The sequence below is a fragment of the Granulicella sp. L46 genome (assembly GCF_009765785.1).
In the GTDB taxonomy this organism is placed as follows: Bacteria; Acidobacteriota; Terriglobia; order Terriglobales; family Acidobacteriaceae; genus Granulicella.
In genome coordinates this window covers 1,339,812-1,354,063 of the sequence record NZ_LMUT01000012.1, presented here as the reverse complement: position 1 = coordinate 1,354,063, position 14,252 = coordinate 1,339,812, and the positions used below count along the sequence as shown (strand labels likewise).

Sequence of the window (14,252 nt, the reverse complement as noted above, 5' to 3'; positions counted from 1 at the left end):
GCACAAGCCTAAGATTACCAGTCCTTTGTCATTCGTGTTACCGCAGCGAGGGCCCGTCTCAGACCATGTACATCTTCTTCATAAGTCCAGGTGCTGATGCGCCTCCTGGCGGCCTCCCCCATCTTCGCAGCAGTCTGAGGAGAGGAAAAGACCCGGTGCAATGCCTGGGTAAGTGCGCCAATATCGCCGACAGGGAAGACGCAGCCCTCTACTCCGTCGGTGATCAGATCTGCATGGCAGCCTACGTCTGTGGACACGATGACGGGGCATCCCGATGCCATGGCCTCATTGACGATCAGCCCCCACGGCTCGTGCCGCGATGGCAGAACGAAGACGTCGGCAAGCTGAAAGAAGCGGGGAAGCTCCGATTGATTGCGAAACCCCGCAAAGCGCACATCCTCGAGCCTTAGCTGCTGTGCCTGCGCTTCCAGTTGAGTACGCTGCTCTCCGTCGCCAACGACAACGAGGTAGGGCCTCGTATCCGGCGTCCTGTCTGCGATAAAGCGGCTGTAGGCCTCGATCAGGTGATCAGCGTGTTTGCGCTGTTGGAGCTTTGAGGCAAACAAAATCACCGGTCGTTCAGCGGAGAGCCCAAGTTCGGCGCGAAGTTCCTGCTCGCGAGGGACAGCGGCCGCTGCCAGCCCCGCGAAATATTCGTTATTGACTGCGTAAGGCATCATGAACTTCGGAACACTGGTGCCAAAGTAATGGGTCCAATACTCGGCGTTTACCGTTCCGATGGGCAGTACCGCGGCAATTCCTTTACCAAGCATCCGAAAGAATTTTTTCTTGAGTACCAGCTTCCACGGGGTGCGCACACGGTCAGCGAGCCACGATTCTGCGCGTAGGAGGACTGGGATACCAAGCGCGTTGGCGGCAAGGATGGCCTGCAATGAGTTGATGCTCGCGTATCCGTGCACCCATAGGGCGTCGAACGCAGGGCTGCCATCACTCTGTTGCAGGCGGCGGAAGATGCCGCGGCTGATGGGGGTGGTCGGCGAAACCTCTCCTGTATCGCGGAAAGGCCGCAGGAACTCAGAGCGATAGCCTTCGAGCAGAGGCGTGTCCCAAGCGACTTCGACGCCAAAGCCGCGATCTTTATACCCGCGTACGGAGAAGTCTGAGCCAAACAGGACGGTAAGGTCGATATCGGGCTCAAGGGCAATGCGCCGCAACAAGGGGGCCTGGTACTGAATAGGATGGCTAACGAGGTAAGCGAGGCGCGCCTTGCGGCACACCGTCCCACTGCTTGATGGATCGAAAGAATCCGTCATGAGGTGGGTGCTCCCTGTTAGCGCAATGCGATCGCCAGGCTGATGAGTCCCAGCGTGGTTCCTAAGCCACCAGACGTGATGAACTGCTTGAGCGGAACGGGCGGGAGGTACACAATGTCGTTTGGCTGCAGAATTGGGTCCGGGACCTTTCCATTCAGAACTTTCTTGATGTCGTACACCGCTACCGTGCGATGATCGCCAACCGTGCGAATGATGCGGAGATCATTGAATCTTCCTTCCCATTTGTAACCACCTGCGAGGGCAGTGGCCTCGGTGAGAGTTAGCGGGGTGTAGGCATTCAGGGGAATGGTTCCAAGCTGGCTGCTGAAGGACCCGAGGATGTAGACAATTCCAATTCTCGAGACAACAATCGTGTCACCGGGAAAGACTGGAATGTTGCCCAGGGAACTAAGCATGGGATCAGTTCCCAGATCGACCACAAGAGGTTTTGGAACGCCTGGGCGATTAATCGTAATGACGTGACTTGCGGTTGGGGGCAGGCCGCCCGCGGTGGAAAGGACATCGAGCAGATGACGTGTACCGACTACCGGAACGACCGCATGAACCTCACCAACTATCGTGACGACCGCGTTGGGGCCTTCTACTATCTGAAGTGTTACCTGAGGATTGCGATACATCCCATCGCTCTCTAGTTTTTCCGCGATCAGGTCCTCCGCCTGTGTCACGGATAGCCCCTCCAGATGAACAATTCCGATCAAGGGGAGGAGTACCGTGCCGTCATTATTGATGCGGACTTGCGGCGCGTACTTTCCATCGGAAAATAGGTGAATGGCGATATTGTCGCCAATCGTCAAGACGATATCTCGCTCTCCTGGATAGAGGATTGCTCGATCCGTCGTCGCAGTAAGCTCCTGGTTATAGGTTGCGGTACTCGAAGTGGCTGGACCGCTGAATTGTGCTCGGGCTTCAGAGGCGCCCATTAAGAAAAGGATGTAGGCCGCAGCCCACAGACCAGCCAAGCAGTATCCGTGGGCCAAGCGAACGGCAGGATGATGACGGCTCAAACGTATCATTCGCTATCTCCCTTCTTGGAATCGCCCTTGTGGCCTCGTTTCGAGCCAGAATCCTTGTTATCGTTCTTCGACTCCCAGCCGGCGCTGTCAACACCAGCAGCTGCATAGCCGGTATAGCCGTAGTATCCGTAGTAGGCGTAATACTCAGGGCTGTTCAAGTCGACTGCGTTGAGCACAATACCTGTGACTGGTGCACCGGAGCGGACCAGAAGATCGCGGGCGCGGCGCATGGCATGTTTGCTGGATTTACCGTGCCGCACAATCATCACGACTGCGTCCGCGTCGCGTGCGAGCACCACACTGTCTGTCACCGACAGGAGTGGTGGAGAATCCATCACGATGTGCGTATACATTCCCCTGCACCGCTGGATCAGCTGCTGCATGGTCTCGGAGCTTAGCATTTCGGTGGGGAATGGTGGAACCGGGCCACTCACCAGAACATCCAGTTGGGGGATCTCTGGTATGGTCTGGATCGCTTCTTCAAGGCTGACGCTGCCAGTTAACACCGACGTAAGGCCGACCTTTCCGTTGAGCCCGAAACGATGATGTACTGTTGGCCGGCGAAGATCCGCATCGATGATCAACACGCGCACATTGCGTTGCGCCAACACGCACGCCAGATTGATGGATACGGTCGTCTTACCTTCGGACGGCGTGGCGCTGGTGAGCAAAATAACTTGTGGCTCACCGCCCGCAACCGATAACAACAGCGAAGTGCGCAGAGCGCGGAACGCTTCGGAGAACTGGGACTTCGGACTCGAGAGCGTTCCCAGGTTGCGCATCGCGGTCGACAAGGATGTTTCGTCGGACACACTTCGGCGCGCGCGAGGAATGAGGGCCAGGGAAGGCAGCCCGGACACGGATTCAATCTCCGCGACGCTGCGCAGGCCGGTATCCAGGCTCTCGAGCAGGAAGGCCAGAATGAGGCCGAAGATCAGCATCACAAAGGTGTCGATGACCACGATGCCGGTGCGTGGCCTGAGCGTCGGACCCAAGGGAGCATACGCGGGATCAATCGGCTCGATTTCCGTGGATTCAAGGCCCGCTTCCACACCGGCTGTGCGAAGTCTCTGTTCCAGGCCATCGTAGAGAGTTCGATTCGCTTCGAACTCTCGTTCACGCAGGGTGTATTGGAGTAGGTCATCGCGGAGCTTATACGCAGTGGCCTTTTCAGCATCCAGTGCAGCGTTGGTCTGCGTTTCCTGGGCTTTGGACGCGAGGTAGCTCTGTTGTGCCTCGCTGAGGATGCGGGTTTCTTCAACGCCAATCTCTCGATTCAGCTCCGCAATCTGATTCTGGATAGCCTTAATGTCGGGATGATTGGGTCCTTGAGTTGTCTCGAGGTCAGCCAGACGTGTGCGCTGGGCATACAGTTGACCGCGCAGAGAGGATACATTGCTCGGAGTGTAGGCATTCCCGGCTTGGTCCAGAATGCTGGGATCCATGGTGGAGAGTACCTGGTAACGCGTCTCCGCATTGATGCGCGCAAGCTCCGCAGCCCCGGCTGCGCGGTTCAATTCATCCAACGTGGCGGTGATCTGGTTATCTTTAGGATCGAACCCAAGCACGCCGAGCTTCTTTTGGAGCTCCAGCATCTCTCCCTGAGACGTCTCCACCTGCTGCTTCAAATCATCGAGCTGGGATGAGAAGAAGGTTGCCACTCGTTTGGTCGCGTCTGCCCGGGATTGAAAGCTGTGCGCGATGTAGTCCTGCACCAGCTGATTAACAATGTCGGCGGAGAGCTGGGCCTTACCCGTCGTGCAGGTGATGCTGACAAGATCGGTCTTCGGAATGACGGCAACGTTGATATCTCTTTGGAGTGCGCCGACGACACGTTGCCGGACCACCGGATCGTCAACGTTCTGATAGCGTGGGCTCGGCCCCAGAAATGCCGGATCATTGGCTAGGTTGCGGTCCCGCGCGACCGACAGCAGCAGCGAGTTACTCTTCAGGATCGCAACTTCTGTGGGAAGCCGTGAGTCTCCTCCCGAACCACCACCGCCAATACGATACTCATTCGACGAACCGCTGCGAATTTCAATCGTGCCGCCAGCGGTATAGAGACGCGGCTGCGTCGTGCCCTGATAGAAGCCATAAATCGCGCCAAGAGCGGCCACCGCAATAATCAGTTTCTTGCGGGAACGGATTGTGACCCAAGCTTCCGATAAGGTTGCGTCGGTGGCGTTTTGCTGGGTTCCTGAAGAGGCAGCGGGAACCTCAGCGTCTGCCGGCGAATTCTCAAATGGTACAGGGCTCATTCAATTTCTAGTCTACGCGAACAAGGCCCTTCGGCAAACCTGCGCTTTTGCCCTCCGCGAGGGCCCAAACCAGATATCGGTTACGGTATCGGACCGGGCAGCGCCGCTCTGCGATAATAGTTAGTACAGACACGTACGTTCCTGCATTTTTCTATAAGAGAGATTTATTGATGGCTGAAGCGGTTCAAATTGCGGTCGTGGGCTCAGGATATGTCGGGTTGGTCGCCGCGGTGTGTTTTGCGGAGATGGGTCATTCCGTCATCTGCGTGGATAACGACGAAAGCAAGGTAGCCGCGCTCCAAGGCGGTGACACGCTCATTCATGAGAACCACCTGCCTGAACTTCTGGAGCGATATCGCAACACCCGTGTACGGTTTATGACCGATTTGGGTGAGGCGACGCGCACCTGTCAGGCCATATTTGTCGCGGTTGGAACGCCCCAGTCGGAGACCGGAGATGCTGATCTGTCCTATGTAGAGGCAGTCGCCAGCGAAATCGCCCGCTCCATCAATGGGTACAAGGTCATCATCGAAAAGAGCACCGTCCCGGTCTACACCAACGAATGGATTCGTCGAGTGATCGAGCGCAATGGAGTTCCACGGGATGCATTCGATATCGTCTCCAATCCGGAGTTTTTGCGAGAGGGCACCGCAGTGGAGGACTTTCTGCATCCGGATCGGATCGTCGTTGGCGCCGATAGCGAACGAGCCTCCGAACTTCTAAGCGAGATCTATTTGCCCTTGACTCAAGGGGAATACTATCGCCGGCCGAATGCGATTCCTGGGGGCTGCTCTCCTGAGAATCTCCCCATCCTCCTGCAGACTTCGACCAAGAGTGCGGAGATCATCAAGCACGCGTCGAATGCCTTTCTTGCGCTGAAGATTTCGTTTATCAATGCGGTCTCGAATCTTTGCGAAGCCGCGGACGCCAATGTGGAGCAGGTAGCCCGTGGAATGGGGCTGGACTCGCGGATTGGCCCGAAGTTCCTGCGCCCCGGCATTGGCTATGGTGGGTCCTGTTTCCCTAAGGATATTGCTGCCTTTCGCTCGGTGGCGGAGCAGATGGGTGTCGATTTCAACCTCCTGAGCGAAGTCGAGAAGATCAATAGCAACCAGAAGAAGAGGTTCTTGAGCAAAGTTCGCTCAGCCTTGTGGACGCTACGCGGCAAGAGGCTCGCAGTGCTCGGATTAGCCTTCAAAGGCGACACGGATGACATCCGTGAATCGCCCGCGATTGATCTTGTAGAGATGTTCCTGGCCGAGGGTTGTACGGTCGTGGCCTACGATCCAGCGGCAATGGGGCGGGCTGAATCGAAGATACCGCGCTCCAGCCAGATGCAGTATGCGAGTGGTGTTGACGAGGCAGCGGCTGACGCTGACGCCCTGTTGATCCTCACGGACTGGCAGGAGTTTGCAAGCCTGGATCTTGTGCAACTTCATTCGCTCATGCGCTACCCAATTATTGTCGATGGCAGAAATTTGTACGATCCACAACACATGATCGAAAATGGTTTTACGTACCTGAGCATCGGAAGACCCTCTGCAACCCCTTTGCGCGAAGCCGCGCGGCTGGCTGTCTGATCCTCCGGATGGTTGTTTTCTGTCGTAGGCTGCATGAAGAAAGGTGGATGGTAGATGGCTGAAAGTCTGGTTCTTGTTACCGGAGCCGCGGGATTTCTGGGATCACACTTGTGCGATGCTCTCCTGGCAAAAGGGCATCAGGTTGTCGGAGTGGATAATCTGTCAACCGGCAATCTTGAAAACCTTGCCCACCTAAAGAACGAGTCGCGCTTCATCTTTGAACAGCGGGACATTACCCAACCTTTCGATATCGGCAAGGTCGACTACGTGTTCAACTTCGCCTCCCCGGCGAGTCCGGTCGATTACATACGCCTGGGTATCGAAACGCTCCTGGTCGGCTCTGCGGGGACGCTCAACACCCTGGAGATCGCCAAGAAACACAGCGCCGGATACCTGCACGCCTCCACTTCTGAATGCTACGGAGATCCGTTAGTGCATCCACAGGTGGAGAGCTACTGGGGCAATGTAAATCCCATTGGACCGCGATCGGTCTATGACGAAGCCAAGCGTTTCTCCGAAGCGGCAGTAGCGGCCTATCAGCGCTATCACGGCGTGAATACGCACCTTGTGCGGATATTCAATACCTATGGGCCTCGCTTGCAGCCCCGGGATGGTCGCCTGATTTCAAATCTCATGATGCAGGCCCTGCGCAGAGAGCCATTGACAATTTACGGAGATGGCTCGCAGACGCGCAGCTTCTGCTACTGCTCAGACCTCATCGACGGGATTCTCTTGCTGGCGAAGAGCGATGAACACAATCCTGTGAATATTGGGAACCCCGAGGAATTTACCATCCTCGAGTGCGCTCAAGAGGTGCAGGCCGTGGCTGGATCACGGAGCGAGATAGTCTATAAACCACTGCCGCAGGACGATCCCATGCGTCGTCGGCCGGACATCACACGCGCGCGCGATCTGCTTGGATGGTCGCCAAAGGTGGGGCTGCGCGAAGGGCTAGAGCGTTCTATGGAGTACTTCACCGCATGCATCGAAAATGAAAACGCCCGCGTATAGCGGGCGTTTTTTGGACCATTCAACGGAGCCGCGCGTCACGGCTCTGTGCCCGGAGCTCGATTCCTGACGTCATTATGAAGCTTCGGATACCAAGTCAATTGAACGGCGATTACGTTGTCGTAGTTTGCACCGTTGTTCTCTTTCTGAATGTAGATTGGCGCCTTCCAGCGTTCCACCTGCGCCCACGCATCCAGCTCGACATCCTTCGCCAGCCGCTTTACGACATCAACTTTGTACTGACGTTGCGTTACTCCCCCCGGAATGAAGTCATTGTGGGTCCTCTTGGTCAGGTACTCAAACTGCACCCACTCATTTGCTGAGAGATGGTAGGTAAGCCAAGCTTGACCGCCCAAGGCTTCGCGGCCGATCCAATCGCCCATGATGAAGCCCTTGTTGGTATATCCCTGCCTCTGGATTGTCTCCCAGTAGGCAAGGCTGCCATTGGTGCAGGCTGTAGTCGAACAGTCGGTGTTTGCGGCTTCAACCCTGAGATCGAGCTTCGGCAGGCCGGGGAACTGGGTGAGATAGATGCCTGGCCGGTAGGATGCGCGGCGCGGCGCGCTGATTGGCGATACGTCATCGTGAGAGATGGAATCGAGATACAGCAGCAGGTGGTGGCGGACAAATGGCAGCCGGTAGGAGAAGCTGAAATCGCTATAGCGCGCGCCCGGATCGTTAACCGAATACTTCTCCGCGCCGTTGGTGTCGTTGAAAGAGAAGAAACTGTGGAAGAAGGTGTGGAGCGTAATCGGCTGGTTGCAGGGTGTGGGTTGGCCGTCCGGTAGTATCGGCTCGCATCCATGGCCATGCCCACCCCAGATGATGGAGCGCGAAAAGGCAAACTGGAAGTTCGACGTGGGTGCAAAGCTGAACATCTCCGAATGCACCCATGGTGCGTTGGGAGACGTATGGCCCTGCAGCGATCCCACGAAGAAGTCGTAGCGAAGCGGCCCCATCACCTTCGACACCCAAGGAATATAGAGCGGCTCCACGCGATTAATGCGGAAAGAATAAATATCCTCCGCGTTGTTACTCCAATTCATGGCGCTGCCCAGGCCCGGGCCATCCCACGAGTCGGACTTGCCTCCCGAGAACTCCATACCCAGTAGGTGGAAGGAGAGCGTTGCCTCCTGCAGGCGGAACGTACTTACGGCAGGGATGGGGCCGGAAGGAATGGTCGCCTGGTTTGCGTTATACGGAACGCAATAATATATCTCGTCGATGGCGGATAACCGCTCTACGAGACCAGTTGGAGAATTCGGGTTGCAGGTTCCGGGGTTGATGGAGTAGCCGTAGGAAGATGGCGCATATTGATACTCACCGCGCACGTAGAGGGAAAGCCGCCACCACTCATCGAGCACCGCGAAGCCTGTAATGTTGTTGAACCCTGGCTCGTAGGGGCGGCCGTAGTCCTGTGCGATGGTCTGGCCCAGGTGGTAGCTGTCCCGCAGCGTCTGCCCGCTGATGCCCATCATGCGCGTGTAGGCCGATTGAACGCCGTAGACGTTGCCGCGATCGAAATGGATCTCGGTGGTTGCATCCTCGGCGCCCTCGGCGGCGAGATAGTAGTCCAGCTTCGCGAGGATGTCGATTGCCTGGTCATTCCCACTGGCAATGACGGCAGGCGAGGTTTGCTCCAGCATGTGCAGAAGACTGCGGCGCGTCCAGGGACGCATATTGATGAACGCTGTATCCAGAAAGCCCATGGAATACAGTCGCAGAGCCAACGGATACACGATGCTGTCCACCGGAATATAGACAGAACCGAGAATATCGTGGTGCGGTCCTAACCCCTCAGGAGCGTAGGGCGGCAGGGCAGGTCGCCCGGCCTGAGGAACCTGCACAGCGGCCGGCAACGAGGCCGGTGTGCTGTTCTGAGTCGGCACCGCTGCGGGTACTGTGGACTGAGCCGAAGGAGGCACATTGGAGGGAGTCGGTAGCTCCTGTGCCTTTGCATCCGTAGCCTGAAAGATCAGCAATAGAAGAAACGCCGTTGCGCTTAGCCGGAGCAAGCTGGCCGCGTGCCCATGGGGTCTGGGAAAGAACATGCTTTGAGTGTACTGGGTAGCAGGCTGATTTGGCCCTAGGGAACAATCCCAGGCTCTAGAAAGTTCATCAGCTCAAAAGGCTGCGATGGCCTCGAATTCCCTTGACGGACAACTCCATTCAACCCGACGAGCAACGTCCACCGCAATTCTAAGGCCTCACGGAGATCTTTCGAGCCGCGAGGTAGCTGCGCAGACGTGCGATTGGCTGACTGGATCGAGGCATCGTCGCGATGGCTCGAACGGGAGTCATCACCGCCCACAACACCGATGGGCCACCGCCCTGTCGCGCTCGCAAAACCGACTCCTGCATCACCCGGTAGACGGCCACGGCATCCTCGCCATCCACGGTCAGGACGGGCAGTTGATGCCGCCTGGCGAAACGGCTCATGCTGGAGAAGTCGATCGCGGGTTCCGTGCTCTTTCGCGAGCCCGACGGAGCGCCATTGGTCGCGTCCGAACATGCCAGCACCAGCGGCAATTGAGACGTCTGCGCCCACTTCAGCGCTTCCATCCAACTCCGCTCCGGCCCGCCTGCACCGGCGAACGCCAGTACCACGCCGTCGGCGCCGGCCGCCTGCAGTCCCCGCGCAGCCGCTGCGCAAATCGGTAGCCGCGCGCCGAGAGAGGCTCCGCCCAGCAGGCTGCCCGCCGGGCGCTTCTGCTTGCCTTCAGGAGCCAGCCTTTCAACTACTCGGTCGCCGACACTTGCACTCAGCAGGTCGCCCGGAAGCAGATGGATCAACGTCGCCGCGAGCAGCGCCTCACGTACGGGTCCGCGGGAGGTGTGTTTCTGTTCCAAGCTGCGGCAACGCACCATCAAGGCATGCAGTTCGCGGAGCTTGCTATGGGGAAGAAGCGGATTTTCAGACAAACCTGGAGACCTCATGCAGGGTACTGGGATTTTGTAGATGTGGTGGCGACAGTGGATGCCGACGACGCGAAAACGGTCCCCCAAAGCGCAGACCTCACGCGCTGGTGGCACCGGCCTATGCCCTGAATGCGCCAGGCCCTTCGATCGGCAGCCCAAGCTCCTCAAACGCCTTTTCCGCAACCCTGGGCTTGACCACTCCCTCGCGTGCCAGCTTCGAAAGTGTAGCCGCGACGATCGACTCGGCATCGACCTCGAAGTGCCGGCGCAGGTGTTCACGATTATCCGAGCGCCCAAAGCCATCCGTGCCCAGGGAAACCAGCCGCGCTCCCAGCCACGGGGCGAGGGAATCGGGGAGCGACTTCATGTAATCACTCGCCGCAATGATTGGCCCGGCGGCGCCGGCCAACGCGTCCACAAGGAACGGCGTACGCTCTGTTTCTGCAGGATGCAGGCGATTCCACCGCTCCGCACTGAGGCAGTCGCGGCGCAGCTCGTTGTAGCTGGTAACGCTCCACACATCAGCGGCCACGTTGTACTTCTCCGCAAGGATTTGCTGCGCCCGCAGCACCTCGTTCAGAATCGGTCCGCTACCAAATAACTGCGCGTTTGCCGGCCCATTCTCCGCGGCCTTGAATTTATAGATTCCGCGCAGAATGCCTTCGCGGATGCCTTCTACCTCCGGGATCGCCGGCATCGCGTAATCCTCGTTGTACATGGTGATGTAGTAGAAGGCATCTTCGCCGTCTTCATACATCCGGCGCAGACCATCCTGGATGATCACGGCCATCTCAAACACGTACGCGGGGTCGTAGGTGATGCAGGTCGGAATGGTTCCTGAGAGAATCGGGGAGTGCCCGTCCTGATGCTGTAATCCTTCGCCGAGCATTGTTGTGCGCCCGGCCGTGCCGCCCATCAGGAAACCCTTGCCGCGCGAGTCCGCGAACGCCCACGCCATATCCCCGATGCGTTGGAAGCCGAACATCGAGTAGTACATATAGAACGGCACCATGGGGATGTGGTAGTTCGCATACGACGTTCCGGCCGCAGTGAAACTAGCCATGGCTCCGGCTTCGGTGATGCCCTCTTCGAGAATTTGGCCACCCTTTTCTTCGCGGTAGCTCAGCAGCATGTCGGAGTCGTGCGGCGTGTACTTTTGTCCCTCGTGCGCGTAGATGCCAACCTGTTTGATCACCGACTCAAGCCCAAACGTACGCCCCTCATCTGGCACGATGGGGACAATCAGCTTGCCGATCTTTGGCTCCTTGAGCAGGCCACGCAGCATGCCAACGAAGCCCAGCGTCGTCGAGACCGACCGCCCGCGCGAGCCGTCCAGCCACTCTTTGAAGAACTCGATCTTGGGGGCGACGAAGGTCGGTTCCGGCACTTCGCGCACGGGCAGATAGCCGCCCAGTTCCTGACGCCGCGCTTGCATGTACTGGATGGCAGGGTCGTCTGGCTCGGGTCGATAGAAGGCTGCATCCTTCACGGAACTTTCCGGTAGCGGGATGTCGAAGGTCTCGACAAACAACTTCAAGGACTCGTCGCTCAGCTTCTTCTCAGAGTGCGTAGCGTTACGCGCCTGCGCCGAGCCCAGGCCATACCCCTTGACGGTCATGGCGAGGATGACTGTCGGTCCGCCCTTATGCTCGAGCGCCCGCTTGTAGGCGTTGTATATCTTCGCGGGATCGTGGCCGCCGCGATGGAGCCGGATCAGCTGATCGTCGGTATAGTCTTTCACCAACTCCAGCAGCTCAGGATACTTGCCGAAGAAATGCTCGCGCAGATACGCGCCACCCTTGGCCTTGTACGCCTGGAAGTCGCCATCGACGCACTCTTCCATGCGCTTCAAGAGGAGTCCCTGGTGATCGCGCGCGAAGAGCTCGTCCCAGTCCGCACCCCAGATCACCTTGATCACATTCCATCCAGCGCCGAGAAACGTGCTCTCCAGCTCGTCGATGATGCGTTTGTTGCCGCGCACCGGGCCATCGAGCCGCTGCAGATTGCAGTTGACGACGAAGATCAAGTTGTCGAGATGTTCACGCGAACCCAGGCCGATTGCGCCCAAGGTGTCGACTTCGTCGGTCTCGCCGTCGCCCACAAACGCCCAGACCTTGCGATCGGTCTTTTCGATCAGCCCACGGTTCTCGAGGTACCTCATGAACCGTGCCTGATAGATGGCATTTAGCGGGCCAATGCCCATGGACACCGTCGGAAACTGCCAGAAGTCTTTCATCAGCCAAGGGTGCGGGTAGCTCGACAATCCCGGCTCGCCGCGCAACTCATGACGGAAATTTTTCAGCCGTGCGTCATCAAAGCGGCCTTCAAGATAGGCGCGCGCATACACCCCCGGCGAAGCGTGTCCCTGGAAGTAGATGAAGTCGCCCGGCTGATCGCCCTTTGCGCTCGGATACTTGGCGTGGAAGAAATGATTGAATCCGACTTCCAGCAGGGTCGCGAGCGACGAGTACGTCGAGATGTGGCCGCCGATGCCCGCGTCCTTCTTATTCTGTCGATGTACCATCGCCATCGCATTCCAGCGGATGAGCGCTTCCACGCGACGCTCCAGTTTGCGGTCGCCGGGGTAGGGAACCTCGTCGAACTTCGGAATCGTATTGCAGAACGGCGTGGTAATCGTGCCTGTCGCCGGCACGCCAGCCTCGCGCGCACGTGTCCGCAGCGCCGATAGCACCGCCGCGCCCTGTTCCCAGTCGTGCGCAACAACGTCGTCAAACGCCTCAATCCACTCGGCCACCTCGGCCGACAAATCGTGCTTGGTCGCTTCATCCACCTGAGTTGCCATCGCTACGCTCCCTTGGAAACCCGGCGTCGCCCAAAGGTCTCCACTTCTACAATAATTTGCCGGACCCTTCTGTGCCCAGCGTCATGCCTGTGTTTACGTCGAATAATCCGCATTAATGCTTACGTACTCGTGCGTCAGGTCGCAGGTAACGAAGCGCGCCCGGCCCGGCCCGTGCCCCATCTGGATTGCGATCGTGTACTCCCGCTCGCTCATGGCCGCATGCGTGGCGGCTTCGTCGAAACTCTCGGCGCGCACACCATACTCAAACACCGGCAGGGCGCCAATCGCTATCTGCACCTGGCCGGGGTCAAATGCAACGCCTGCGCGTCCGGCGGCCGCCAGCAGCCGTCCCCAGTTGGGATCGGCGCTCGACCACGCTGTCTTGCACAGCGGGGAAGTTGCGATGGTCTTGGCAATTGCCGTCGCATCCTCGTTGTTCGCGGCGCCCGAAATCTCGAGGGTCACCACGTGGGTGACGCCCTCGCCGTCGTCGATGATCTTGTACGCCAGCGTGTCGCAAACGCGCTGCAGCGCGGCCTCAAACAGCGGGACCGTCTCGCCCTGGGCTACTGCGCCACTCTTCCCGCTGGCCAGCAGCAGGACCGTGTCATTGGTGGACATATCGCCGTCAATCGAGATGCAATCGAAGCTCGTCTTCGCTGCCGCCGACAGCATTGCCGTCAGGTGCGCTGAGCAAGCTCCGAGGTCGGTAAACAAATAGACCAGCATGGTGGCGTGCGGTACCAGTTGCGGCCCAATCATGCCGGCACCCTTCGCGCAACCAAACAGGTTCACTGTCTTGCCGTCGATGGTGAAGTTTTCCTGCGCGACCTTGAGCTTTGTGTCGGTGGTCAAGATCGCCGTGGCGAACGCCTCCGCGCTCTCCGCCCCGCTGCCCAGCGCGGCCTTCGCGATGGGCACAGCGGCCATCAGTTTTTCCACCGGCAGCGGTACGCCAATAATTCCCGTGGACGAGGGAAAGATTTCGTCGAACACACACCCGAATGCGTCGGCCACTGCCACGCAGCTTTGGTGGCAGGCCTCGATTCCTGGCTCGCCTGTGGCGCAGTTGGCGTTGCCGGCATTCACAATCACGGCCGAAACCTTGCCGCCGGTAGCCGCCAGATGCTTGCGGCCCACGGTGATGGGAGCCGCTACGACCTGGTTGCTGGTGTACATCACGCCGGCCTCGGCAGGTGTGTCGCAGGCCGCCAACGCGAGGTCTGGCTTGCCGCTGGCTTTGATGCCTGCGCGCACGGCGGACCAGCGAAATCCGAGGGGAAGTGGCAGCGAAATGGAGGAGGGGACGGAGTCGTTCACACTGATCACTTTACCAAGCCCGGCGTATACTCGACCGATAAGAGTGGGATGCGTGC

Annotated in this window: 9 protein-coding genes; 2 read left to right on the top strand and 7 right to left on the bottom strand. The window is 58.5% G+C overall.

Annotated features, from left to right (window positions below; translation table 11 throughout):
• Window positions 1–14 precede the first annotated feature (14 nt).
• The 3 genes from GSQ80_RS15005 to GSQ80_RS14995 are packed head-to-tail and all read right to left on the bottom strand — an operon-like array spanning window position 15 to window position 4,566.
• Window positions 15–1,274 (bottom strand): glycosyltransferase family 4 protein, encoded by a 1,260-nt coding sequence (locus GSQ80_RS15005; protein ID WP_158788373.1) that lies wholly within the window; start codon window positions 1,272–1,274, stop codon window positions 15–17.
• A 17-nt stretch (window positions 1,275–1,291) separates the two neighbouring features.
• On the bottom strand, window positions 1,292–2,254 hold the full coding sequence (locus GSQ80_RS15000; RefSeq protein WP_254059658.1) for a polysaccharide biosynthesis/export family protein: 963 nt from the start codon (window positions 2,252–2,254) through the stop codon (window positions 1,292–1,294).
• 50 nt (window positions 2,255–2,304) lie between these two features.
• A complete protein-coding gene (locus GSQ80_RS14995; protein WP_158788371.1) occupies window positions 2,305–4,566 on the bottom strand; it encodes a polysaccharide biosynthesis tyrosine autokinase in 2,262 nt (753 codons plus the stop codon).
• A gap of 170 nt (window positions 4,567–4,736) precedes the next feature.
• Between GSQ80_RS14995 and GSQ80_RS14990 the strand changes: the two genes are divergently transcribed.
• Together GSQ80_RS14990 and GSQ80_RS14985 are read left to right on the top strand one after the other, a co-directional pair.
• On the top strand, window positions 4,737–6,146 hold the full coding sequence (locus GSQ80_RS14990; RefSeq protein ID WP_158788370.1) for a UDP-glucose/GDP-mannose dehydrogenase family protein: 1,410 nt from the start codon (window positions 4,737–4,739) through the stop codon (window positions 6,144–6,146).
• 54 nt (window positions 6,147–6,200) lie between these two features.
• The gene (locus GSQ80_RS14985; protein WP_158788369.1) at window positions 6,201–7,157 is read left to right on the top strand and encodes a UDP-glucuronic acid decarboxylase family protein; all 957 of its coding nucleotides are present in this window, start codon (window positions 6,201–6,203) and stop codon (window positions 7,155–7,157) included.
• Between the two features lie 35 nt (window positions 7,158–7,192).
• On the opposite strand, the gene GSQ80_RS14980 is transcribed toward GSQ80_RS14985, so the two are convergent.
• The 4 genes from GSQ80_RS14980 to argJ all read right to left on the bottom strand — a co-directional run bounded on the left by GSQ80_RS14980 (window position 7,193) and on the right by argJ (window position 14,196).
• Window positions 7,193–9,169, bottom strand: coding sequence for a capsule assembly Wzi family protein (locus GSQ80_RS14980; RefSeq protein ID WP_254059657.1), 1,977 nt, complete (start codon window positions 9,167–9,169; stop codon window positions 7,193–7,195).
• Window positions 9,170–9,353: 184 nt separating this feature from the next.
• The gene (locus tag GSQ80_RS14975) at window positions 9,354–10,076 is read right to left on the bottom strand and encodes a thiamine pyrophosphate-dependent enzyme (RefSeq protein WP_158788367.1); all 723 of its coding nucleotides are present in this window, start codon (window positions 10,074–10,076) and stop codon (window positions 9,354–9,356) included.
• A gap of 115 nt (window positions 10,077–10,191) precedes the next feature.
• Window positions 10,192–12,876 carry a pyruvate dehydrogenase (acetyl-transferring), homodimeric type gene (gene aceE, locus GSQ80_RS14970; protein WP_158788366.1) on the bottom strand — a complete coding sequence of 895 codons (2,685 nt, stop codon included), beginning with the start codon at window positions 12,874–12,876 and terminating at the stop codon, window positions 10,192–10,194.
• Window positions 12,877–12,969: 93 nt separating this feature from the next.
• Complete coding sequence (argJ, locus tag GSQ80_RS14965) at window positions 12,970–14,196, bottom strand: bifunctional glutamate N-acetyltransferase/amino-acid acetyltransferase ArgJ (RefSeq protein ID WP_371315721.1); 1,227 nt, start codon at window positions 14,194–14,196, stop codon at window positions 12,970–12,972.
• Window positions 14,197–14,252: the final 56 nt, after the last annotated feature.